The organism is Actinomyces minihominis, from assembly GCF_900187855.1.
Classification (GTDB): Bacteria; Actinomycetota; Actinomycetes; order Actinomycetales; family Actinomycetaceae; genus Scrofimicrobium; species Scrofimicrobium minihominis.
In genome coordinates, this window is sequence record NZ_FYEG01000007.1 from 39,058 (window position 1) to 63,257 (window position 24,200).

Sequence of the window (24,200 nt, forward strand, 5' to 3'; positions counted from 1 at the left end):
ACACCACTTGGGGACGATGGTCCCGGTTAGTGTTGCAACATGTCAGATACCAGCATTACCGCCCTGCCGACCGAGGAGAGCCCGGAGGTTGAGCACGAGATTGCAGGCCAGCTCCGGGCCGATGTCCGCGTGCTTTCCACCCTGCTGGGGCAGATTCTGCAAGAGAGTGGTTCCCCGGGATTGCTCGAGGACGTCGAGCGTCTGCGCCACGCCACTATCCGGGCCTACCGTGATCATTCACCGGAGACATTCGAGGAAGCCACCCGCATCGCCGACTCGTTCTCGGTGCAGAGGGCAGATGAGGTGGCGCGTGCCTTCACCGTCTACTTCCACCTGGTGAACCTGGCGGAGGAACAGCAGAGGGTACGGGGGGTGCGTGACGGGCGTGCAGAAATAGAAGCTGATACCGATACCCTTCCCAAAGCATTTGTGAAGCTATCCGATGAGATTGGTGAGGACGAAGCCGCACGACGCTTTGCGAAACTGCGCTTCCACCCGGTCTTCACCGCGCACCCCACCGAGGCGCGGCGTCGTGCCGTGTCCTCAAGCATTCGCCGCCTTGCTGAACTGCTCACTGAGCGCGATGCGGCGGCAACTGATGCTGCGGCCCAGCGCAGGATCACGCGCGGACTTCTCGCTGAGATCGACACCCTCTACCGCACCTCACCGATTCGGACCACCAGGCCGCGGCCCGAGGATGAAGTGCGGTCGATCATGGCCATCTTCGATACCACCCTGTTTGAAACCATCCCCAACATGTACCGCTACGTTGACGATGCGCTGCAGGGTCCTGCTTCGGGTCTGAGGGCTCCGGTTGTGCCCGCCTTTATGCGCCTGGGCACCTGGGTCGGTGGGGACCGTGACGGCAATCCGTTTGTCACCGCCTCTGTCACCAAGAAGTCAATGGCAATTGCCTCCGACCACATTCTGCGTGGCCTAGAGGGTTCCGCTGACCAACTTGCCCGCACAGTCACGTTGGACTCCGATGCCACCCCTGCCTCAGACACCCTGATCCGACTTTGGTTACAGATGGCGGCGGCAGATGAGGACGGGGCATCCGATGCCACGGTTCGCGCCCCCAACGAACCACACAAGCAGGTGCTGACCCTGGTGGCCCGCCGCATTTCTGCCACCCGGGCCCGCCACGCCGACCTCGGTTACTCAGACCCTGGCGAACTACTTGCTGAACTGCGAGTAGTTCAGGACTCTCTGCTTCAGGCCGGTGCCCCACGACAGGCCTATGGTGACCTGCAGACCCTGATCTGGCAGGTCGAGACCTTTGGGTTCCACCTGGCTGAACTTGAGGTTCGGCAACACTCTGCAGTTCACGCCCGCAACCTCGAGGCCCTGCGCCGCGGTGACGAGGCCACTCCAGAAACCGAAGAGCTCCTTGAGGTCTTCCGCGCGATTGCCCAGCTGCAGCACCGCTACGGGCCGAGGGCGGCGGGGCGATACATCGTCTCGTTCACCCAGTCGGCCAACGACCTGGGCGCGGTTTACGAACTGGCACGCTACTCCGGTGCCGAACCCGTCCTCAACGTCATTCCCCTGTTCGAAACCTTCGAGGACCTGCGCAATGCTCCGCGGATCCTCGAGGAGGCGTTGACCAACCCCGACCTCGCCCGCAGTCTTGAGCAGCGCGGCGGAAAGATCGAGGTCATGCTGGGTTACTCCGATTCTTCCAAGGACGTCGGCCCCCTGGCTGCGAACCTCGCCCTTTACCAGGCGCAGGCTCAGATCACCCAGTGGGCGCTGGACCACGGCTTCGAACTGACGCTTTTCCATGGCCGCGGCGGCACCCTGGGACGCGGGGGTGGCCCGACCAACACCGCCATCCTGGCCCAGCCACCCCACTCCGTCGACGGTCGCTTCAAACTGACCGAACAGGGCGAAACCGTCTTTGCGCGCTACGGTGACCCCACCATCGCCATGCGCCACATCGACCAGGTTGCGGGCGCGACCCTGATGGCCGTGGCCCCCTCGGTTGAGAAGAGGAATATCGAGGCGGCCAACAGGTATGCCGAGATCTCTGAGATCCTCAGTACCACCTCACGCGAGCACTTTGACGCGCTGGTCAAAGCCCCCGGGTTCGCCCCGTGGTTTGCCACCGTGACCCCGATGGAAGAAGTCGGTCACCTGCAACTTGGTTCGAGGCCGGCGAGGCGCGGACTTTCGGTTGAGTCACTTGAGGACCTGCGGGCCATCCCCTGGGTCTTTGCCTGGTCCCAGGCCCGCATCAACCTGGCCGGATGGTACGGCCTCGGCACCGCACTTGAGGCAGTTGGAGACATCGAGCTCCTTCAGCGCGCCTACCGCGAATGGCCCCTGCTGCAGACCGTGGTCGACAACGTGGCCATGAGTCTTGCCAAAGCGGACGCCCGCATCGCGCGCGAGTACCTGGAACTTGGCGACCGTGAAGACCTCACCGAACTGATCCTGGAAGAAATGGAACGCACCCGCCTCTGGCTGGCCCGCACGGTCGGCGAGGACGAACTGCTTTCCAACCGCCCGGCCCTGCAGACCGCCGTCAAACTACGTAGCCCCTACGTCGATGCCCTCTCGCTGTTGCAGCTGCGCGCCCTTCGGGCTCTGCGCCGCGATGATGAGGAAGGTCCGGACACCACCGATTGGGAGCACCTGCTGCTTCTCTCTGTCTCCGGGGTCTCAGCCGCCCTGCAGAACACAGGGTAAGCGGGATGAACGTCACAGGTAGATGTCCCTAAGCTACCGTAAATGGACGTATCGAACCGATATGTTTTGGTAGTGTTCTGGATGTAGCACCGCGATACATCGTGGTGACATATTTCAGATAGGCCAGGGATCTTTTTTGGGTGTTCGTGGAAGCATGCTTGAGTTAGCCATTCTCGGCGAACTCCAGTACCCGCTTCACGGCTACGAGCTTCGCAAGAGGCTTTCCCGCAGCCTGGGGCCGGTGCGTCGACTCTCGTTCGGCTCGCTGTATCCCGCGCTGCACCGCCTGGAAGAACGCGGACTCATCCGCGTCACTTCCCCCACGTCTCCCGGTCCTCGTATGCCAGCAAAGACAGGAACTGAGTCGACGTCCTCGACCCGCAAGCAGGTCACCTACCAGATCACCGCGGTCGGGCAGGAATACCTCACGGCTCAGCTGGCAACAGCTGACGTGGACGACGACTCTCTTCCTCTCACAATTGGCCTCATGTCGAAGGCAACTCCGGCAACCCAACTCGCCCTCCTCAAAGAACGACGCGAGCAGGTTTTGGCGCGCCAAGAGGCGGGTAAAGAGGCCAAGGAATCACAGGATTTCTGGATTCGCTCCAAGGCGGAACTAGATAGTCAGCAGGCTCAAAGCGAACTTGACTGGCTGAACCATCTCATCCACTCTGACGGTCCGAAGCCGCCGGTGCAGGGTGGGCCCGAAGAAGTACCAGGTAAATAAGTTGACCGGCTCCGGCTTGTCACCAGTAAAAGGAAACCGAATGAGCAAGATTCGCGTTGCGATCGTAGGCGTGGGCAACTGCGCGTCCTCCCTCGTCCAGGGAGTTGAGTACTACAAGGATGCCAAGCCGGAAGATCGCATTCCGGGCATCATGCACGTCCAGTTTGGTGACTACGACATCGACGACGTCGAGTTCGTAGCCGCGTTCGACGTGGACGAAGACAAGGTTGGCAAGGACCTGTCCGAAGCCATCTTCTCGGGCCAGAACTGCACCGTTGAGTTCTCGGAGGTGCCCCTGTCCGGCGTCACCGTTCAGCGTGCCCCAACCCTCGACGGTATCGGTGAGTTCTACTCGGACACCATCGTGCAGTCGGACGCAGAGCCTGTCGACGTTGTCGCCGCTCTGAAGGAAGCCAAGGTTGACGTCCTCGTCTCCTACCTTCCCGTTGGTTCAGAAGAGGCCGACCGCTTCTACGCCCAGGCCGCTATCGACGCCGGCTGTGGCTTTGTCAACTGCCTGCCCGTCTTCATCGCTTCCGACCCGGTTTGGGCTAAGAAGTTCGAGGATGCTGGCGTGCCGATTGTCGGTGACGATATCAAGAGCCAGTTCGGTGCCACCATTTCGCACCGTGACATCGTTCGCCTGATGGAAGAGCGCGGCGTCAAGATTGACCGCACCTACCAGCTCAACGTTGGTGGCAACATGGACTTCAAGAACATGCTGCAGCGTTCACGCCTTGAGTCGAAGAAGATCTCGAAGACCCAGGCTGTCACCTCGAACATGAAGTCAGAGGTCAACGAGCGCGACGTTCACGTTGGTCCTTCAGACTACGTGCCGTGGCTCGATGACCGCAAGTTCGCCTTCGTGCGCATTGAGGGCACCACCTTCGGTGATGTTCCGATCCAGATGGAGTACAAGCTTGAGGTCTGGGACTCCCCCAACTCAGCAGGTATCGTCATCGACGCCATCCGCGCAGCCAAGATTGCTCTTGACCGTGGAATCGGTGGTCCGCTGTGGGCACCGTCCGCTTACTTCATGAAGTCGCCGCCCATCCAGATGGTCGACAAGGTTGCCCGTGAGAAGGTTGACGCCTTCATCGCCGGTGCACCTAACACCAAGCCGAAGACCGGTGGTCCCGCACAGACCGCCGAAATCGAGGACTAAGGTTCTGGCCTAGCCCAGCTCGCATCTCTTCGCTGACAGGGGGGCGCTTCCATCGTATGGAAGCGCCCCTTTGCTCTACCTGCGCAGGTGCCACGGTCCTCTAGAGGTGCGGCCGTTCCCGGAACATGCTCTGGTTCTACTCCCAAACCTCCACTCTGAGCTCGCCGTGGTCCTCCGCAGGTGCCCCGGTCCTTCGCAGGGGTGTTTTCGGACCCGAAACAGCCGGAATTGCCACCTGCGGAGGACCACGGCACCTGCGAAGAGCCAAGATGCGCAGGAACTCTCACCCAGACGTGGGTGCAGGCAAGACTTTGTGCGCGAGCACAGGGGGAAGCCCAATCGCAAGTGCAGGCACACGCGAGTGTGTAGGCACTGCTTCAGGTGCCAGCCCGGATGCAGGCTCAAGTGTGTCGGCTAGCCCAGCGCGTCGAGTTTTTCTTTCATCATTTTTTCACTGAGAACGCCGACGTGGGTTGCAGCCAGGTTGCCCTGGGCATCAATGAAGAAGTGGCTGGGCAGCCCCACCACCCCGAAGACAGAGGCGATTTCTCGCTCAATGTCTGCGATCTGGGGGAAGGTTAGGTCGAGCCGCTCCACGAAGCCGCTCACCACCCCGTCGCCCTCGCCGACATAGACGGCGGCGAACGCAACGTCCTCACCGTACTGCTCAAACATGGATTGGATATCAGGCATTTCTGCTCGGCAGTTCGAACACCAGGTGGCATTGAAGGACAGCCACATCGGCTTCCCTTGATTGCCGCCGACTTGCACCCGCTCTCCCGCCAGGTCGACCGCGCTCACCTCGGGGACCGCCTCTCCGACCGAGGGGAGTTTCTGGGTCGATGCCGGCACCTCCACGGGACTGGCACCCGACATGGCCCCACCCGTGGAACCGCCGTCGCGGGCAGCGCTGATAATCCACATGGTCACCAGCACCGCCACCACCACCAGCGCCAAGACGACGACGTTGCCTAAGGTGGAGAGCTGGAACCTCCTCCACCGGGAGGAGGGCACAGAAGCCGAATCAGGCATAGGAATGCAACCCACCAAAGAAGTGGTTGCCAAAGTAGGCGAAGAGGACGGAGAGGAAGCCGAGGACGAGCAGCCACGCAGACCGTTCACCACGCCAACCTCGTGTCACCCGGGCGTGCAGGTAGGCACCATAGACCAGCCAGGTCACCAGTGCGGCGGTTTCCTTCGGGTCCCAACCCCAGTAGCGGCCCCAGGCCGTGTTGGCCCACAGTGCCCCGAGCACGATCATCACCGTCAGCAACGGGAAGGTCAGGGTCGCAGCCTTGTAGCCGATGTCGTCGAAGAGGTCGCGGGCTGGCAGGTGCTTCAGTTTGCGTGACAGCCACGGGTAGGCGAGGAACCCAACGGCCGCCCCGAATGACACACAGGCAGCTCCGTAGGCAACGATGGCGAAGCCGACGTGCAGGGTCAGCATGAGGTTGTTCTGCAGCGCCGGAATCAACGGTTCAACCTGGGTGTCCTGTCCCATCGAGTAGAGCAGCATCGCCCCTGCCACCGGCAGCACCACCAGCGAGAGCGCCCGCACCTGGTACATGTACTCAAAAACCAGGTAAACCGCGAGGATGCCGAACACGAAGGAGACCGCGAACTCGTGCTGGTTCGCGAAGGGGCCGTAGCCAGTGACCGACATCCTGATCACCAGGTAGATGAGGACGAGGACGGTGGCGATGAAGGTGAAGCCGGTTCCGTAGAGGGCTAGGCCTTTGGGGAGACCACGGGCCGGTCTACGACGGGCCTTTGCACCTCTCCCGACCTCGCCCCCTCCGGGGGCTGCCGGGGGAGAGACATCTGCCCCGGCCGGGCCGCCACTGGTCACCACCTGGCGGGTCGAAGCCGCCTGAGCCCTGCTACGAGTCTTGGCGGTCGTGCGCGTCGACACCACCACCAGGTCCGCAATCAGCGCCAGGACCACGAAAATCAGCGCTGCCAGCAGAAGGTACTCTGCCATTTCAACTGTGTTGTTCATCAGACTTCCTCGTCTTCACTATCGGGACCGTTCGGACCCATTTCGATATCGGTGGTGGCGGCAAGGTCGTCCGCAACGGATTCGACGATGCGTTCAAACATGCGCTGGTAGGAGGCATCCAGGCGGGAAATCCCCCCGAAGCGCACCGCTGTCCCGCCCCCAGTCTCCGAGCCGGGTTCAACCCGCACCCAGATCCTGCGGTACTGGAACATGAAGGTGATGCACATGCCCACCACCAGCATGATGGAGCCGATCCACATCCAGATCGCCCCCGGATCCTTGCGGACCAGAATCCCGGTGAACTGGTTCTCCCGTTCAAAGGTCACCTCGTATGAGCCCACCAGCTCGGAGTCACCCTGCGTCAGCTGCGTGGCCGCAATCGGTTGCTCCGTGTCGAGGGCGTACAGCTCAACCGCAGCCATGCCGACGAGAATGCTTGAGTTCGGCTGGCCCGAGGCGGCTGTGGCAACAATGACCTCAAGGTTCTTCTCAGGGATCTCAATGCGACCCACCGCGTTGAGGCCGTCAGCCGAGGTCCACTGCAGCGGGATGGCGCCCTCGAACAGGTCGGATCCGTCCATGTCCCTGATCAGGAAATCAGCTGCAATACCGAAGCTCTGCTGATGGAAGCGGAAGCCGCCGTAGCTGAGGGGAGAGTTGACCCGCACCTCCTGGGTCGCCACCACCTCGCCGCCCTCAGAGATCTCCAGTTCAGAAACGTAGTCGGCCGGGCGCCCGTCCTCCGTGTAGGAGTCGGCGAATGAGTGTGCCGTCAGAACCAGGTCAGAACCGTGCCCGACCTCGACGGAGCCACCCACCGGTACCGACTTGAGGTCGTCGATTCCCCAGGTGGAGCTGATGACGAAGGCCGCCAGGATGATGATGAAGGCCGTGTGGGCGAGGACGGTGCCGATCCCGGACCAGGAGTAGCGGTCTCCGTAGACCGAGTGCGGATCGCGGGGGTCCGGTAGAACACGGAAGCGGTTCTCCCGCAGCACGTCCTCGGCGGTCTGAAGCGAAACTTCGGTTGAGGCCGGCGCCACCACCGTGGCGCGGTAACGGGCCCGGTCAAAGAAGCGTTTGGCGACGTGGACTCGAGGCTGCTTGGAGCGGCGCACCAGCTCCGGAATGCGGTGGGTGGTGCAGGCCGCCACGCTGAGTCCCAGCATGGTGACGACGATGTAGAAACCGATGGAAGTATAGGCGTGGAAGAAACCCAGGCCATTGAGGATTCCTGCAAAGGCCCCGTAGTTGGGTCCCACCTGCGCCAAGAAGGCCTGCTTGGCTGCCGGATCCGAGAAGGTCCCCGGCGCTGCCTGAACTACCAGTGAGCCGATGACCGCGTAGAAGGCCAGCAGCAGAATCAGGACCAGCCCGACCGTTTTCGAGTAGAAGAAGCGGTAGATCCACCGGAAGATTTCCAGGACTCCGACATCGGCCCGGTCCTGGTGTTTGGCGTCTTCATGGCCCACCGTATCGGTGAGGACGGCTCCCTCACCCACTCCGTCTCCAGAGGGTCCACGTTCACCCTGTGTCATCTTTTTCCTTCTCCCTAGAGGCTTCCAAATGTCAGGCCACTGAGAGGGGCCAGCAGGTCAGTAATCATCAAGAATCCGAGGATCAGCAGCAGAATCCCGCTGATGACGCGGATGGTGGGGCCATACTTCGCGAGGCCACCCAGGCGTGCCGTGACGCCATGAACCCCCAGGGCAAGCAGCAGCATGGGAGCCCCGAGGCCGAGGCAGAAGGTCACCATCAGTGCCAGTCCCCCGGCCGCAGTTTCACTGTTCATCGACATGCCGATGATGACGCCGAGGACGGGACCAACACACGGTGACAGGCCCGCCGCGAAAGCAACCCCGATCGCAGCCGAACGTGCCGGGCTGGGTGGTGCGGTCAGGTCAATCCGTCCGAGGACGGCTGCCTGATCCGCCTTGGAACCCAGACGGAGGAAACCCAGGGAGTAGAGGCCCAGCAGAATCAGGATGATCCCACCGCCGATCCTCACCGCGGTTCGCAGCCCCGCCAGGGCGGCCCCGAGGGCGGTCAGAGCCCCCCATAGCGCCACGAACACCACGGTGAAGCCCAGGATGAAGGCCACGGTGTTGACCAGCGGAGAAACTCTGCGCGCCCCTGTTACCCCTTTTCCGCCCGCTGCCCTTGGCGCCGGGGCCGAGCGGATAAATCCATCCCGATCAGGCCGTCCCGCTCCCACCAGGGCCGGAATCTTGACGCGTTCCTCTGCCATACCTCCGGCCAGGTATCCCACGAACACCGGCACGATTGGTAGGAAGCAGGGGGAGGCGAAAGCAATCACCCCCGCCAGAAATGCAATGGGTAGCGTCACGGACTCCACAGGCTAGTTCCCGTCCATCGACTCGGTCGAGGTCTGCTCGGTTTCAAACTCTGTCATGTGCTGGCTGATCGCGGCGGCCTCGGTCGATTCGGGGTCAATTTCGATAACCCGTGCCCAGGCCTCCTGTGCTCCAGCTTCATCAACCGGTTCCTGGGACATGTAGTAGTACCCCATGTTGTACCAGGCAGCCACATTCTCCGGGTCCAGCTCGATGACCTCACGCCACTGCTCCGCGGCGCCGTCCAGGTTCCGGCTGTTGAAGTACTGCACCCCCAGGGCCAGGCGGGCATCAACATCGGTGGGGTCCAGTTCAACGGCTGCAACCAGTTCAGCCAGTCCTTCTACCGAAGACCCCTTCTGCTGGCCCGACCCCATCTGGGAAACATCGGGGTGACCGTCCGGGTACTGCTGGCCGCCCCCAAGGGACTGGCTGCCGACATAGATGCCCCCGACGATGCCGATGATGAGGGCGATGATTATGCCCACCCTCAGGCTCAGCGGCAGCTGGGTGTAGCGGATCCTCTTCGGAGCCTCGTCACCCACCCCACCCGCTGCCTCGGTTTTGGGGGACTTAGCCCGAGGACGAGAGAAGATATCGTCATCGTCCTCGAGGTCATCGTAGAAGTCCTCCTCAATGTCATCCGTCGTATTCGGCCCGTGCTCTCTACTCATCTGAACTCGTTGCAGCATCTGTCGAAGTGGAACCGTGGGCCGCGTTGGAAACCGAGACATCTGAGGCCTCTAGCTCTGACATCGGCACCCCGCGCAGCACCAGCTGACCCTTGCGTGCTGCATCGAGGGACTGGTTGAGGACACGCTGGGAGTAGTCGGGGGCGTGGAAGCCGTAGGAGTTCTCCGAGTAGAGGTAGTCGACGTAGAACGACGCTTTGTTCTGGAACATCCGGGCATTCTCCAGGTACTCCTCAGGCGTACCATCATTCTGGGCTGCCGTCAGGTCCTTGATGAGGGCGACCACGGCATCCAGGGCGATATCACGGGAGGCGACAAACCGGGACTGGATATCGTCGACCCTGTTCTTCAGCGTGTCTCCGCGCGTGTCGTGGCAGGCACCGCAAGCGGCATTGTAGTTCGCCACCGGTGAGGTGATCTGGTGGTTGGAGATCTTTCCGGATCCCTCACGCTGGTAGGGCATATGGCAGTCGGAGCAGGAAACCCCGTTGGCTGCGTGAACACCCTGCGACCAGACATCGAACTCGGGGTGCTGGGCCTTCAGAACCTCGGCTCCGGTGTCCGCGTGGATCCAGTCAACATGCCCGTTTTCCTGGTAGGTTTCCCAAATTCCATCAATATCGAGGCCGTTGGACCAGGGGAAGACCAGAACCTTATCTTCACCGGCAAAGTAGTACTCAACGTGGCACTGGGCGCAGACGTAGGAGCGCATCTCATTGCGGGTGGCGTCCCGGTTGACGTCGTAGTTCTCTATGCCCTCCTCATACAGTTTGACCTTGGCGATGCCGGTTTCAAAAGCAGGGCGTGTAATGCGCAACTCCATCGTGTCGGGGTTATGGCAGTCGATACAGGAGACGGGATGTTCCGCCATGGGGAGGACCTCTGGCAGTGGCATAGTGCCGAGTTTGAGGAAGCCTTCCTCAACGTTGCCATCACCCAGTTCCTCATAGATTCCCACCATCGAGGCGTGGCAGTTAATGCAGGTACCAGGCTGATTGAACTCAAGCTGGCGGCGCGTGAAGGCCTGGTCAAGGGTCATGTAGGCGTGACCGCGAGCGTGACGGTACTCCGTGGCAAAGGGGTAGCCCGCCCAGAGGACTTTAAGCCGAGGATCCTCCACCGTCTTGTCTGCTGTCACCTCGGTGCGGGGATCGCCCTCAACATCGTGTTCCACCAGTTCCTGGCTGTGGTTGGCGGGGGTGAACTCTTCGGTCGCCAGCCACCCTTCGTACTGGCTGGGGAAGTTCTGTCCCCAGGCGGCCGGGTCATACATGTTCTCCGCGGTAAGCGGGGTGACCTTGGCCGGGGAGGTGGCACTTTCCTGCTGGTGCTGCAGGATGCTCATGAGGAGAGCGGTGATCGTAAAGGTCACCGCGATTGCGGCGGCGATGATCAGAACGACCCAGATGGGTTTGATTTGAATGGTGCTGGCGCCTTTGGCTGCCTTCTTCTCGCTCACTGCTTTCTCCTAGTCATGTCCGACGCCGGAATGGCAGCGAACGCAATCAAACTCTTTATCGGCCCCAAAGACGACCGGGTGGCGGATGTCGGCCGTGACCTGCTCGTGGCAGTAGAGGCAGGCACGGTTGGTGATGTTGGTGGTGTTCGAACGGGCTTCAATGTTCTCCGGGAAGTCACCGGTGGTGAACTTGAGGGCGTGCATGAAGCCGTTCTCTGCCTTGATGGCGTACTTGGCAACCATGTTCTCGTGGGGAACGTGGCAGTCATTGCAAGTTGCGAAAGGCTGGTGCGGTCCAGCTGCCCAAGAGTCTAGGTAGGGCTCCATGACGTGGCAGTTGGCGCACGATTCTGGATTGGAGGAAAAGTATGAGAAACCCTTGGCGAAGATGAACGTGTAGGCCGCCAGTCCGATGGCACCGCCAACCAGAACTGCTGCTACAACCCAGAGGACCACGCCGCTGCGCCGAACCGGGCGTTTCGCCAACTGTTCCATGAGGGCCCCTGCTGTCGTCACCAATGCCTGGCAGCATCTTGCTCTTCTGTCCCCTTCAGACTAACGAGAGCGCGGGGGCGCCCGAGGGGCTCCGTGGGAGTCAACCTCTACGAGGGTGTCACAGCCTGGTAACAGCGGGCCTATTTTGGGACCAATTGCCCAGGTCTACGCGACAGGTGTCACAGCTCTAGCCAGCCGACTGGGTCGGCGGCAAAGCAGAGGCCATGGCAATCTCCGGCGTACCAAACCAGGCGTTGAAATAGGCGTAGAAGTTGGCGTTGCCCACCGAGGAGCAGGAGTTCGTCCGTCCCGTAAATACGCCCTCATTCGGCTGGTAGGGGGTGTAGTTGTAGAGGTTCGAGGTCGCCTGATTCTCAACGAACACTGTGGAACCACCGCAATCGGCACCCGGAGCGTAGGGGATGAAGTCCTCCCGCTGGGCATCTGTCATGAACATCTCTGGTTTCTGCTGGTAGACGCGGAACTGGCGTGCCGCATAGTAAACCTGAGTGGCGAAACCAAAGTAGGTGGGGTCACAGTTGGATGAGTCGGGGCACGCAAATCCCATGGCGATGGTGTAGCGGGTTTCGTTCAGGCGGTGTCCTGAAGCCGTGATGAGGCCCTGCTCTTTCTGCAGGGTGGTCAGCAGGACCTGGGGATTGATATTGCAGGCGTGGGCGGCCTTCCAAATGATGGAGGCCGCACTGTCCCCCGCCTCTCCCTCGAACGAGAAGCAGTAGTCATCTGCCGCGAAGGTGGGGCTGTCCTCGCGATACTCCGTGATGCAGGGGGTGCCGTCGGATCCGGTGCGACAGCCCTGATTCCACTGCAGTAGGAAGCCCTCGATCTGCTCCAGGCTGTAGGCTTCGGTGTCGAAAAACTTCTCATCGGAGATGATATTCGCGGGGTTAAACCCCTCATAGCTGAGGGGTGGCGTCATCGGTTCCGGTTCAAACGGCACCACTTCAGCCAGTTCGCCCGCCCCGTTATCGACCGTGTTCATTCCGCCCAGCCAGGTGCTTCCCACCTTGAAGACGAGGGCGATGAAGAACGCCGCGAAGAGGAGGAGTGCTAGAAGCAGCACCCCTCGCCCTCGACGGCGCCCCCGAGAGTTTCTAGCGGCCAAGATCGTTGCGCATGTGCTCGAGGAGGCCGTCAGTGGCGTCCTCGATAATCTCCAGGGTCTCAACGAAATCCTCGATATCGCCGTACCAGGGGTCGGGAACGTCGAGGTCGGTCCGTGAGTCCGCGTCGCTGGCGAACTCACGCCAGAGACGGATTTCCGGCTGGTCTTCCTCAGGAAGAGATTTTGCCAGTCGCTCTAGTGCGCGTTTGTGTTCGCGGGTCATCGGCAGGACGAGGTCGTAGCTGGCGAGGTCAGACCTGGTGACCTGCTGGGCACCCCGCACCGGAGTCTGGTAGCCGCCCTCACGCAGGATCTTCTGAGCGCGGTAGTCGATGGGATTCCCCACCTCGTAGGCGGTAATCGCAGCCGACTGCACCTCCACATCCATACCGGCCTCATTCGCCACTGCCTGCAGCACGACCTCTGCCATGGGGGAGCGACAGATGTTACCCGTACAGATGGTTAGGACACGATAGGTCAAGGTCTCACAACCTTCTTTTCACCGGCTTTGACCTGGGCATCAATCCGGTTCGAGGCCGGTGGCTTGGGACAGGTTCCATAGGGACTCATGTGCGCGGGGAAGATGGTGGCGCGGTTGAAGTCGATCACCACGGTCTCCCCATCAACCGACAGTGGGGCCGTACGCCACCCAGCAGTCGTGTCACCGCTGGACTTGTCGTAGAAGTACACCGAGGACTTTTCCGGTCCTGTTCCCGTCACCACCAGTGTTGCGGTGCGGTCTTTGGGCAGTGCCACCTCGGCCTCACCCCAGGTGTTGATGACGTGGGAACCACCCTCAACTGCGGCATCGACCGTAATCTCACGAACCTCGTCGTAGGGCAGCATGCGGCCTCGAACCACCCATTTGGGGTCGAACTTAAAACGGGCGATCCGGTAGTCATTTTCCAGCGCCGGCGCGTGCGGGTCTCGGACCCTGATGCCGGGCTTACCGAAGCGGTACATCACCTCGATCTCACGACCCTTTGAGTCGCGGTAGGACCGGTCTGTGACACCGGGGGCGACCTCGATGACCACCTCTCCGGTGACCTTTTCGTCGCCTCGGTACAGGGGGTCTTCCTCAGTGATTAGAGCGGTGATGGTCTGCCCGTCCTCACTGGAACTCCACAGGCCCGGGAAGTTGCTGAGTTCCTTCGGAGTTTGATCCAGCCAGGTCAGCTCAACCAAAGAGAACCAGCCGTAGGGCTCTTTCAGAGAGGCGTCCCGCTGCTCTCTCCACTCACTCCAGCTTTTTTCAGTCCCGAACGGGTGCGACATTGCGCCTCCTCAACTTTGAAGTCTTTACTAACAGCCTAGTCAGTCCCGGCCCGAACGGAGTTGGCCGACGTCTATCGTGGTCATGAACCCGCGCATGTCAAACCCTGTTGCAGGGACACAAGGTTGGAGCGAAACACGTCGGTCAAGGTCTTGTCGGGGTTGGCCTGCACCTCAAGTGGATCCAGAGTCAGCTGCTGCACCCCGAGGGTGGCGGCAATCTTGTTGGTATTCTCTGAGTCCTCATGGTCATGGTCGTGATCACCGGTGGGCTCGACGAACATCGCGGTGATGCCGCGTTCGTTGATGAGGTTCTTGACCTCGCGCAACCGCGCCGGGGACGGCTCTGCTTCCGGGTCCACCCCCATCACACCGACCTGGTCGAGGTCGTAGCGGGCCGCCAGGTAGCCGAAGGCCTCGTGGGAGGTCAGCATGGTCTCGCCCGCGCAGCCCTCCAGGGCGGTCGCGTAGGCGTTGTCGAGCTCCTCCATCTCAGCCCTGAGCGCGGCCGCATTCGCCTCATAGGTGGCGGCGTGGGCCGGATCGGACTTCGACAACTGCTGGGCCAGCGCCTCTCCGATCGCAGCAACGTTGAGCGGGTTGAGCCAGACATGGGGGTCACCGTCGATGACCTCAGGACCTGTCACAGCCGCGAAACCATCGAGGGCCGAAACCCCGGTCTGATCAATCGCCGCTTCGACCGAGGGCTGGAACCCCTGCGAGAGGTAGAGAGCAAGGGAGGCCTTCGATAGCTTGGCGATCTGCGCGGGTGCCAGCTCCATGTCGTGGGCGTGGCCGCCCGTGGTCGACAGGTCCACAATCTGTACCTGGTCGCCCCCGACGGCCTCGGCAATGAACGCCAGCGGGTAGGCACTGACGGCAACCGCGGGAAGTTCGCCCCCTCCGGTCACCTCCGACTGCGACGCAGAGTCCGCCGCACCGGCAGCGCACCCTCCCAGAACGGTAGCTATCAGAGCGATACCAACGACGCCGGTCAGCGACGTCTTCTTCCAGGAAAGTGCCATGAGGATTCTCTTCTAATCTCTACAACGGGAACGCTGGGCCGAATGGTCAGCGTCCCCGATCGTACTCTTAGTGAGAATGAATGCCAATAAGGATGTGGCGCACCACAAGCTCACCCGGTTCACAGGCTGCTGTAGGGCACCTCCGAGTTGGCCAACTTCGCCGGATCCACCATCCGCCGGTCAGCGATCAGCCCCTTGACCTGGTCGATTACATCCCAGGTGTTGACCGGCATCACCGCCAGAAGATGATTGTCGAGGTCGAGCCAGAACGCCACAAACTCAAGGCTGTCGAGATCACCTCTGACCACCAGGCGCGTCTCAACCCCCTGGGCCACGTGTCCGATGTACTCGCACGACAGCTCATAGTTACCTTCACGGCCGTACTGGTCGGTGTAGAAGTAGGGCAGCTCTGTGTACGGGGTGGACTGCCCCAGGATTGTTGTGGCAACCGTCTTGGGCTGGTTGAGGGCGGTGGCCCAGTGTTCGACCCGAACCCGGTAACCCAGAATCGGATGGTCCTGGTTGGCGATATCCCCCACCGCGAAGATATCCGGATCACTGGTGCGCAGCTCCGCATCCACCAGCACCCCGTTGTCGACCGCCAGCCCTGCGTCCCCTGCGAGGTCGAGCCGGGGCACCGTGCCGATACCGATCACGATGGCGTCGGCCTCGACCACCTCCCCGTCCTCAAGGCGCACCCCGGTTGCCATCCCGTCGCAGGTTTCAATGCCGACCACCTTGACGTTCGTTCGCAAATCGACCCCGTGGCGGCGGTGCAGGTTAGCAAAGACCTCTGCCACCTCCTCACCAACCACCTGGATCAGCGGCAGCTTCCCGGCCTCCAAAATGGTGACGGCGGTCCCGGCAGTTCGTGCCACCGCCGCGACTTCAAGACCGATCCAGCCTCCACCAATCAGGACGAGGCGGCGCCCCACACCAAAGGTTGCACGAATAGCCTCTGCGTCATCGACCGTGCGCAGGTAGTGGACATTTGACGCCTCCGCCCCCTCCAGGGGTAGGTGTCGGGCCGCAGATCCGGTGGCAAGGACAAGCTTGTCGTAGGGCAAGACCTGCCCGTCGTCGAGGGCGACGGTGCGGGCCTGGATGTCAATCCCCGTGGCACGCCTGTTCTGGTGCAGGGTCACCTCGTGGGCCCCGTACCAGTCTCCCGTGTGCACCAGAGCCTTCTCGAAGGGCTCTTCGCCGGCCAGGTAGGTCTTAGATAACGGAGGCCGCTCGTAGGGCAGGTGATCTTCGCCGTCGACCAGGTCAATCGTGCCCGCGAACCCCTTCTTGCGCAGCGCTTCGGCTGTTTTCGCACCGGCCAGGCCCCCACCGATGATGACTACTTTTTCCAGGTTGTCCATGGTGCTTCGTTCCTTCCGATTCCAGCCCGGTTGACAGTTACACCCGGGCAATCCCTGTTAGATCTAGAAACTCCTGCCGCGAACTTGGGTCATTCCTCAGCGCTCCCAGCAGGGTTGAGGTCACGGTGCTCGTCCCCTTGGCCCTGGCTCCCCGCAGGGTCATGCAGGAATGACTAGCGCTAATTACAACTCCGACAGCTCGCGGAGAGAGGTTCTCTTCCAGGAAGTCTGCAACCTGCTTGGTCAGGCGTTCCTGAGTCTGGGGGCTTGAGGCAAAGTGCTCAACAACCCGTGCCAACTTGGAAATTCCAACGATCCGGTCTCCGGGCAGGTAGCCAACCGCAGCCGTTCCCGCAAAGGGAAGCATGTGGTGTTCACAGAGGGACTGAACTGGAATGTCCCGTACCACCACCATCTCGTCGTAGCCCTCTTCATTGGGAAAGGTCGTCAGTTTGAAGGGGCCGGGTGAGAGCATTTCTGCCCACGCCCTCGCCATTCGTCCCGGGGTGGCACGCAGGTGTTCAGCATCCAGCGACAGTCCCAGAGCATCCAGGAACTGCCCCGCTGCCCACTCGGCTTGAGCCAGGTCTATCTCGTCCTCAACCTCAACGCGGATTGGGTCCGCATCGGTTTCGTCCCCATCGTGAAAGTCCCACGATTGCGCCTGGCGCAGCGGCGGCACAGAGGTCACCGTCCCCAGGCGATGCGCCGTTACGTGAGTCATGACCACACCCCTAAAACCAACCTTTATTTTCTTTAGAGTCGCAGACAGATGGGGTTTAGTCAAGGTATATTTGTTTTAGAACGGAGTTGATCATGAACTACGCACTGCCGCAGGAAAACCTTGACGATCTGGGTCTGCTCAACGACCTAGCCCGGCGGCGCGTCTACGAGTTCATCACGCACCACCGCAAGCCCGTTTCACGGAAGCAGGTGGCAAAGGGGGTTGAGATCAGCCGCAACCTGGCCGCCTACCACCTCGATAAACTTGCCGAGGCCGGTCTGCTTGAAGTCTCCTTCGCCCGGACCAACGGACGTGGCGGCCCCGGGGCGGGCCGACCGGAAAAGCTCTACAAGCGCAGCGCCCGCGAGATTTCCTTCAGCATTCCCCCGCGCAACTACGACCTCCTCGCCAGTATTTTTGCCACCGCGGTGGAAAAGACCCCGACGCCTGGCTTCCGCGACATTCTGAGTACTGCGGCAACAGAGCAGGGAGAGTTGCTTGGTTCCCAATTCGCCACAGTTCAGGTCGCCCTCACCGCCGCAGGTTACGAACCCGCGATGGGAGAGGACGGACGCACCGTCCTCCACAACTGCCCCTTCCACAGCGTGGTGCAGGACCACACCGAACTTGTCTGCACCCTGAACTGCGCGTTTATCGAGGGCGTTCTGGCCGGAGCGGGCGAAGACCCCGCCCGGGCCGAACTAGCCCCCCACGAAAACCACTGCTGCGTGGTCATCAACCCGCCCTCCTAGTCCAGGAGTTCCCATGAGCAACACCATCGACGAAGTCTGGCCCACCCAGCGAACCGAGTTGAATGATGCCGACCTCCTCGGCCTCTATGAACCTCCCACCACCCCGTGGTTGCGCATGGGTTTCATCTCCAGTCTTGACGGGGCCGCCACCCGCAACCGACATTCCGGCGGCCTGGGAGATGCTTCCGATCAGCGCATTCTGCACCTGCTGCGCCGCTGGGCCGATGTCGTCCTCGTCGGGGCTGGGACCGCAAGAACCGAGGGTTACGGGGCCATGTGGCTATCAGCCGAGGCCGCTCACTGGCGTGAAAACCTTGGCCTCCATCCCCACCCCGCCTTCGCCCTCGTCACCCGGCACCTCGACCTCGACCCCACTTCGCCGATCTTCAGAAGTGCCCCACGACCCCCGCTGATTTACACGGTCGAGGACGCCCCTGCTGAGCAGCGCACGAAATTGGAAGAAGTCGCCACCGTCATCACCGCGGGGCCGGACAGCGTCGAGCCTGCCATGGTCCGAGCCGACCTCATCCAGCGCGGGCTGAAACGCATTCACTGCGAGGGCGGCCCCTCCCTCTTCGGTACCTTCATCACCGCCGGCCTAGTTGACGAACTGTGTCTGACCGTTGCTCCCTCGCTGGAGGGCGGCGATGCTCCCCGAATCTCCCACCATCCGGAAACCACCACCCCGGAGTACCTGGAGCTAGCGGGAATCCTTCGCAGTGGAAGCGAACTGTTCCTGCGCTACCGCAAGGACGCATCCCTAAAAGACAAAGAAGTCGAGAACAGAAATGCTTAGCAAACACGCCATTGGAAAGAGAACCTTCGACTTCAGTCGGCAGATTGCGATCATGGCCGTCATCAACCGCACCCCGGATTCCTTCTTCGACCAGGGCAGCACCTTCGCCCTGGACCGGGCCGTGGAAGCCTCCATCAAGGCGGCGCGGCAGGGTGCCGACTGGGTCGACATCGGCGGGGTGCCCTTCGGGCGGGGACCGCACGTCTCGGTCACCGAAGAGGTCGACCGGGTTGTGCCCGTGGTTCAGGCCATCTCTGAAGCCACCGATATTGTCATTTCAGTCGACACCAACAGGGCAGCGGTCGCTGCGGAGGCACTGCGAGCCGGAGCCCACGTCATCAACGACACCAGCGGCCTCGGCGACCCGGAGATGGCTGGGGTCCTCGCCCGCAGCGGAGCTCACGTCGTCCTCACCCACAGTGTCGGACCACCCCGGGTAGAGAAGCCGGCAGCCCACTTCGAGGACGTTGTGCGCTCGATTTACGACTTCTTCCAGGACCGCATTGCCCGCGCTGAAGCCGCGGGGGTCACGCGAAACCACATCATTCTTGACCCCGGGCACGACCTCGACAAGAACACCCTGCACACGCTTGAGCTAACGCGGCGCTTGGAGGAGTTCACGGACTTTGGCCTGCCGCTGCTGGTGGCCGTCTCTAACAAAGACTTTATCGGCGAGGCGCTGGATCGAGAGAAACAGGACCGACTGATCGGCTCTATCACGGCGATGGTGGCCTGCATCGATCGGGGCGCACGGATCGTCCGCATGCACGACGTTCCTGCAACTCGTGATGCCGTGGTGATGATGGAGGCAATCTTGGGCTGGCGCCCCCCGGTGCGACTGGTTCACAACACGCATCCGACACACAACGTCTAGGGGCGAACTAAGATAGTTCCAATCCATTTCAAGGCAACGTAGCCAGGAGTCCACCCCGTGTCGGTCAAAGATTCAGAGTCGAAGTTTCATGACGCTTATCGAAGTGTGTTCCGCTTTGGCCTGAACGGGGGTGAAACAGTTGCCTCCGTGGCTGATGCTTTCGTCCGGGACTGGCTCGCCACCCGGAAGAAGGGGGTGGCCCGTAACGCCCTCGACCGTTGGGACGGGCGTGCGCCGACCTCTCTCCCCGGCGGTACCAAGATCAACTTCTTCTCATTCGAGGACGAACGAAGCGGTGACTGTGCGGTGCGCTACCGGATTACGGATCCTGCAGATGAGGGCGAGTACCGCGTCACCGTATCAGCCCTGTCGGATCGAAGTGTAAGGGGTGAGCACGGCGTTTCTTTCGTGATTGAGATGGCACGAAACGTCGGCGAAGCTTCCACTCATAGAATCAATCCCCCGCGCATTGTCGGGCAGATACTCGATGATCGCCGGGTGTTTGACGGGCGGACCCGCCTGCAGGGTCGTCCTCGAACCATCCGTAACCAGGATGTTGAAGAACTCGTCGAAGCGATTGCCGATCCTGACCGCCAGGTCGCTGTCGTCCTAGCAACCTCACTGGCACCCGAGGTTGACGAGAAGTGGCGCGTCATCGTCGGCGAACTCACCAAGGACACCGTTGGAACTGCCGCGGTCTTCGTGGTGGCAGCCAATGCGGTTGAGGAACTGAACGAAGCTCTACCGGAGGGCCTGCGGACCAAACTCGGAAACATTCGCACCATCGCCCCGCGCGTTAACTTTGAAAACCCTGACGTTCGTCGCCACCCCGTCCTTGATGCCGCTGAAGTCGCTGAGGCACTCAACGACCGCGGTCTTCCCACGGATCTAGCGAGTGCCCGCTTCGCAGTCCTGCCCCGCCAGCTTCTCCTTGACGCCCCCATTCCCCCTACGGTTCGACGCGGCATGTCGCTGCTGGGGAAAGAGGAACGCCGCTCCCTCGTCTCTCTTCAGGTTGAGGAGAGTGTTGAAGGCCTTGTACAGCAGGCTTCCCAGGGCGCTGCGTCATCAGGGGGCAGCACCGCCATGACGGCGACACTGTTGCCGACTCCGATCCACAAGTTTCCCCGTCGCAGTGAGCACCATGCCCGAGATAAGGAGGTCGGCGGGTTCTGGAGAAACTTCTACAACCTTGTGTCACGCTGGCTGGGACGTGACGAAGGCTCCGTCACCGAGGGGTCAATCGAAGAGGATCTCAAGGCGCTTGACCTTCGCATTGTGCACGACCGGCAGGAAATTGCGGTGCACGAGAAGTTCCTTTCGCAAGCTGAAGCTGACCGAGATGCCCTTGAGGTGAGGATTGCAGAACTGGGTGAAGAGGTCGAGTCTCTTCATGCCCAACTGGAGGCCGCCCACGAAGAACGCCACGAAGCCCTTACCGAGCTCGCCTCACTTCGCCAAGCAAGCGTTGCGGGACAGGTGCCAGCAACCGCACCTTCGGCCGTAGAAACTTCAGGAAGTAACGGTTACAACCTCTCTTCCCTAGAGGCCAAGGTTTCCCAGGTGACCCCGACACCTTCGCCCGCCGAAGAGGAGCAACCTAGCCTGCGCCAACCACGCCAACGAAACGTTGATGCCATTGCTGAGGTACGACGTGGCCTAGATCTACTTGCGGTGCGACTTGACCCGATCATTCAAAGAACCATGACGCCCCTAGTCGGTCAGATTGAATGGACCGATGTTCTCGTTGCGCTGGACGATAAAGCTGGACGAAGCTTCAAAACCTACAATCGCAAGGATCCCGCGGCCCAGCTCGCCATGCTGACCCAGCGTCTCGGTGCCCATGGGTTCCCCTTCGAAGTTGATCGCAGCCGATCCGTTTCGTCGATCGCCCAGCAGCTTCGGATCCTCCGCAACGACTCGGCTCACTATCGTGAACTCGAAGATGAGGACGGGTTCCGCGTGCACGACCTCATCGTCCAGTTGCTAAAACTACTCAATGATTCCGATGGTTCCCTACAGGCGTTGGCGATGCGCGAGCAGGTCGCTGAGAAACTGTGGGCCTTCCAACCGATGGATATTCTGACTGAGGTTAACGTGCCACCGGTTGAAGAGGTCGCGCCCGCGCTGGTGGCAACCAGACCGGCCGCAGCGGAAGGACAGCAGGCGCTACCAGTCGCAACACACGACATGCTTGCAATCGATCTGCCCCAGAGCACCCTCTTCGACACGTCTGAAATTGATGCTCCCATTCTCGGGCAGACCCACCTGGAGTACGAACCGTGGCAGACCCTCGGCCTGCATGACCCGGTCCTTCTCGACAGCCTGTGGCGCACCACCATCAAAGAGAAGGTCCGTGGTGTCGCAGAGCAGATTGCCGAAGTCGAAGGACCGGTATCTCTCAACCGGCTTCTCACCCTAACGGGCAAAGAGTTTGGTTTTCAAAGGCTTCACTCCGACCGCAAGAAGAGGCTGGAGAAAGAGATTAAGGCTGCCAACCTTCTCCTCGATGCGGATGACTTCGTCTGGCCGGAGGGTATCGATCCGGAGAACTGGGAGCAGTTCCGTCCCAGCCCGCCAGAGGCCCAGAGGGACTTCGTGTCCATCAGCCCCGTGGAAATCCGCAATGCAGCGCGGTTCGTCCTCGACAGCAACGAAGACATGGATGAAGACGGTTTCGAACTGGCGGTTCTAGAAGTCTTCGGTTGCAAGCGGCGCACGGAGGGCGTGCGGGCACATCTGAGGAAAGGTCTCGACCTACTGGAGGAGCATACTCCCAGCGACTGAAGCGGCCTCAGACACCCTACCGCCTCACAGCAAGGTCCTGACTCGTATTGTCAACCTGTGGATGGAGTAGAAACGTTACCCAAAAGGCCCAGGCCTTGGGGGGATAATGTCGATCAGGCCACAGATCAATGCTGGAGGCCGCTCTGCAGAAAGGGTTTCCATGGCTGATCAAGCAAACCGCGTGACGTTCGAAAACTTCGCCAAGGTTGAGACTGCTCGCATGTTCGCGGGCATCACCGCGACAGCAGGGGGATCCAATGTCTGGTCCCACAACCGCACCCCCACCCCGATCGACCAGCAGACCATCATCCGCATGAACCGGGACACGCTCTATAGCTCGGCAATCATTGATGTTTCACAGGGGGCGACAATCACGATTCCCGATGCGGGTGACCGGTACTTCTCGGTCATGTTGGTGAATGAGGATCACTACATCAACCAGATTCTGCACGCGGCGGGAACCTATGAACTTAGTGCAGATCAGCTCGGCAGTGACTTCGTCCTTGCTGCAGCGCGGGTGCTGGTGGATCCCGAGGATCCGGCGGATGTCGCCGAGGTCAATGCCCTGCAAGACCAGTTAGCACTCACCTCTCATGCGGGTGGACAGTTCAAACTGATGGACTACGACGAAGAATCATTCGCAACCACCCGCAATGCCGTCCTCGAACTGGCGAAGGGCCTGGGCGGAGTGGAGAGAACATTCGGGAAGAAGGGTGAGGTCGACCCGATCCGCCACCTGCTGGGCACAGCCTCCGGATGGGGCGGCCTGCCAGAGACTGAGGCCTACTACATCAACGTCGACCCCCAACTTCCCGTCGGTGAGTACACCTTGACCGTGGGTGACGTGCCCGTTGATGGGTTTTGGTCCATCTCGCTGTACAACGCCGAAGGCTATTTCGCCGAGAATGAGGCCGGCGCATACAGCATCAACAACATCACCGGGGTGCCGAATGAGGATGGCACCATCACGGTGAGATTTGGTGGCGACCCGCGCAAACCCAACACCCTGCCCATCATGGAGGGGTGGAACTATCTGGTGCGGCTCTACCGTCCTCGTCCCGAAGTGCTGGACGGAACCTGGACTTTCCCAACCATCGATTCCCCGGTTGCTGTCAAATGAGGGGTAAACTACTGCTGCTCGCTTAGCAGCATCTTTGATGGCTGACTCCGCGGTGGTGATCCGCCACAGAAGTGTGCGAAGTGTTGCTAGTTCACCAGGCTTATAGCTTGCAAGGGCGTGCTCGACCGCGCGATCTCGGTCAAAGAGGGTCTGGGCTAGTCTTTCTTCAAACGATTGAAAGAAAGAAATCTGACTTGAAGATTGAACTGTGGGAAGACATTGTCTGTTCCTGGTGCGGCATCGCAAACGAACGAATGAACGAAGCACTACGACGCTTCGGCCGTGAAGACGAGGTGGACTTTGCCCATCGTTCATTCCGACTGATTGATGATCTGCCCGAAGGTGAGTCCGTGAACTTCACCGAGTACATGATGGCCCAGCGGGGACTCCCGATCGAACAGGTCGAGCAGATGGCTGCCCCACTTCGCTTCCGCTGCGCACAAGACAACAGTAGGACGGTCGGCGCACGCCACTCAACGAGGAGTGCCCACGAAGCAACATGTTCTAGCTTCTGTCTCGGATCCGTGGTGGTAGCGGATACAGAGTCTCGTCCGGCCAGGCGTATGCACCGGATCGAGGTGTTGGTGCCGCAAGAACCGAGTCACATCTTCCGCTCCGCGGCGAACTTCACTAGCAAGGAGGACGAGACAATATGTCCGTCTCTCCAATATTATGACAGTACCGTGGATGAAAGGGAAAGTGGACTTGCGTAGATCGATCCTAAGAGGCGCAGTTTGTCTTGCCCTCGCTGCGGGCAGTAGTGTGGCAACTAGTG

Annotated in this window: 22 protein-coding genes; 9 read left to right on the top strand and 13 right to left on the bottom strand. The window is 61.0% G+C overall.

Features of this window, described 5'->3' with window-relative positions; genetic code table 11:
* Positions 1 to 39: 39 nt before the first annotated feature.
* The 3 genes from CS903_RS07510 to CS903_RS07520 all read left to right on the top strand — a co-directional run bounded on the left by CS903_RS07510 (position 40) and on the right by CS903_RS07520 (position 4,583).
* Positions 40 to 2,691, top strand: coding sequence for a phosphoenolpyruvate carboxylase (locus CS903_RS07510; RefSeq protein WP_099332938.1), 2,652 nt, complete (start codon positions 40 to 42; stop codon positions 2,689 to 2,691).
* Between the two features lie 154 nt (positions 2,692 to 2,845).
* Positions 2,846 to 3,418: a PadR family transcriptional regulator gene (locus tag CS903_RS07515; protein WP_099332939.1), complete on the top strand. Its 573-nt coding sequence runs from the start codon at positions 2,846 to 2,848 to the stop codon at positions 3,416 to 3,418.
* Positions 3,419 to 3,458: 40 nt separating this feature from the next.
* Positions 3,459 to 4,583: an inositol-3-phosphate synthase gene (locus tag CS903_RS07520; RefSeq protein ID WP_099332940.1), complete on the top strand. Its 1,125-nt coding sequence runs from the start codon at positions 3,459 to 3,461 to the stop codon at positions 4,581 to 4,583.
* Positions 4,584 to 4,997: 414 nt separating this feature from the next.
* Here CS903_RS07520 and CS903_RS07525 read toward each other — a convergent pair whose 3' ends face one another.
* The 13 genes from CS903_RS07525 to folE form a co-directional block, all read right to left on the bottom strand.
* A complete protein-coding gene (locus CS903_RS07525; RefSeq protein WP_099332941.1) occupies positions 4,998 to 5,615 on the bottom strand; it encodes a TlpA family protein disulfide reductase in 618 nt (205 codons plus the stop codon).
* Positions 5,608 to 6,582 (bottom strand): c-type cytochrome biogenesis protein CcsB, encoded by a 975-nt coding sequence (gene ccsB, locus CS903_RS07530; RefSeq protein WP_099332942.1) that lies wholly within the window; start codon positions 6,580 to 6,582, stop codon positions 5,608 to 5,610. Before ccsB ends, CS903_RS07525 begins: the two co-directional genes overlap by 8 nt.
* A complete protein-coding gene (gene resB, locus CS903_RS07535; RefSeq protein WP_099332943.1) occupies positions 6,582 to 8,120 on the bottom strand; it encodes a cytochrome c biogenesis protein ResB in 1,539 nt (512 codons plus the stop codon). The genes ccsB and resB overlap by 1 nt, the downstream gene beginning before the upstream one ends.
* Positions 8,121 to 8,134: 14 nt before the next feature.
* Positions 8,135 to 8,929, bottom strand: a complete 795-nt coding sequence (locus tag CS903_RS07540; protein WP_129587629.1) for a cytochrome c biogenesis CcdA family protein — start codon at positions 8,927 to 8,929, stop codon at positions 8,135 to 8,137.
* Positions 8,930 to 8,941: 12 nt separating this feature from the next.
* Positions 8,942 to 9,628 (bottom strand): tetratricopeptide repeat protein, encoded by a 687-nt coding sequence (locus CS903_RS07545; protein WP_164996713.1) that lies wholly within the window; start codon positions 9,626 to 9,628, stop codon positions 8,942 to 8,944.
* Entirely contained in the window at positions 9,603 to 11,087 is a 1,485-nt protein-coding gene (locus CS903_RS07550; RefSeq protein WP_242491801.1) for an ammonia-forming cytochrome c nitrite reductase subunit c552, read from the bottom strand. The genes CS903_RS07545 and CS903_RS07550 overlap by 26 nt, the downstream gene beginning before the upstream one ends.
* Positions 11,088 to 11,096: 9 nt before the next feature.
* Positions 11,097 to 11,582, bottom strand: coding sequence for a cytochrome c nitrite reductase small subunit (gene nrfH, locus CS903_RS07555; RefSeq protein WP_242491802.1), 486 nt, complete (start codon positions 11,580 to 11,582; stop codon positions 11,097 to 11,099).
* A gap of 187 nt (positions 11,583 to 11,769) precedes the next feature.
* On the bottom strand, positions 11,770 to 12,666 hold the full coding sequence (locus CS903_RS07560; RefSeq protein ID WP_099332946.1) for a hemagglutinin: 897 nt from the start codon (positions 12,664 to 12,666) through the stop codon (positions 11,770 to 11,772).
* Positions 12,667 to 12,697: 31 nt separating this feature from the next.
* Positions 12,698 to 13,189 (bottom strand): low molecular weight protein-tyrosine-phosphatase, encoded by a 492-nt coding sequence (locus CS903_RS07565; RefSeq protein ID WP_099332947.1) that lies wholly within the window; start codon positions 13,187 to 13,189, stop codon positions 12,698 to 12,700.
* Positions 13,186 to 13,983 (bottom strand): DUF1684 domain-containing protein, encoded by a 798-nt coding sequence (locus tag CS903_RS07570; protein ID WP_099332948.1) that lies wholly within the window; start codon positions 13,981 to 13,983, stop codon positions 13,186 to 13,188. The genes CS903_RS07565 and CS903_RS07570 overlap by 4 nt, the downstream gene beginning before the upstream one ends.
* A gap of 80 nt (positions 13,984 to 14,063) precedes the next feature.
* A complete protein-coding gene (locus tag CS903_RS07575) occupies positions 14,064 to 15,005 on the bottom strand; it encodes a metal ABC transporter substrate-binding protein (protein ID WP_099332949.1) in 942 nt (313 codons plus the stop codon).
* Positions 15,006 to 15,124: 119 nt separating this feature from the next.
* The gene (locus tag CS903_RS07580; RefSeq protein ID WP_099332950.1) at positions 15,125 to 16,372 is read right to left on the bottom strand and encodes an NAD(P)/FAD-dependent oxidoreductase; all 1,248 of its coding nucleotides are present in this window, start codon (positions 16,370 to 16,372) and stop codon (positions 15,125 to 15,127) included.
* Between the two features lie 37 nt (positions 16,373 to 16,409).
* A complete protein-coding gene (folE, locus tag CS903_RS07585) occupies positions 16,410 to 17,096 on the bottom strand; it encodes a GTP cyclohydrolase I (RefSeq protein ID WP_099332986.1) in 687 nt (228 codons plus the stop codon).
* A gap of 92 nt (positions 17,097 to 17,188) precedes the next feature.
* On the opposite strand from folE, the gene CS903_RS07590 reads away from it, so the two are divergent.
* The 6 genes from CS903_RS07590 to CS903_RS07615 all read left to right on the top strand — a co-directional run bounded on the left by CS903_RS07590 (position 17,189) and on the right by CS903_RS07615 (position 24,138).
* Entirely contained in the window at positions 17,189 to 17,848 is a 660-nt protein-coding gene (locus CS903_RS07590; protein WP_099332951.1) for a helix-turn-helix transcriptional regulator, read from the top strand.
* A gap of 13 nt (positions 17,849 to 17,861) precedes the next feature.
* On the top strand, positions 17,862 to 18,644 hold the full coding sequence (locus CS903_RS07595; RefSeq protein WP_099332952.1) for a pyrimidine reductase family protein: 783 nt from the start codon (positions 17,862 to 17,864) through the stop codon (positions 18,642 to 18,644).
* Complete coding sequence (gene folP / locus CS903_RS07600; RefSeq protein ID WP_099332953.1) at positions 18,637 to 19,518, top strand: dihydropteroate synthase; 882 nt, start codon at positions 18,637 to 18,639, stop codon at positions 19,516 to 19,518. The genes CS903_RS07595 and folP overlap by 8 nt, the downstream gene beginning before the upstream one ends.
* A gap of 57 nt (positions 19,519 to 19,575) precedes the next feature.
* On the top strand, positions 19,576 to 22,305 hold the full coding sequence (locus CS903_RS07605; protein ID WP_099332954.1) for a Swt1 family HEPN domain-containing protein: 2,730 nt from the start codon (positions 19,576 to 19,578) through the stop codon (positions 22,303 to 22,305).
* Positions 22,306 to 22,465: 160 nt separating this feature from the next.
* Complete coding sequence (locus CS903_RS07610) at positions 22,466 to 23,425, top strand: DUF1214 domain-containing protein (RefSeq protein ID WP_099332987.1); 960 nt, start codon at positions 22,466 to 22,468, stop codon at positions 23,423 to 23,425.
* Positions 23,426 to 23,619: 194 nt separating this feature from the next.
* A complete protein-coding gene (locus CS903_RS07615) occupies positions 23,620 to 24,138 on the top strand; it encodes a DsbA family oxidoreductase (RefSeq protein WP_099332955.1) in 519 nt (172 codons plus the stop codon).
* Positions 24,139 to 24,200: the final 62 nt, after the last annotated feature.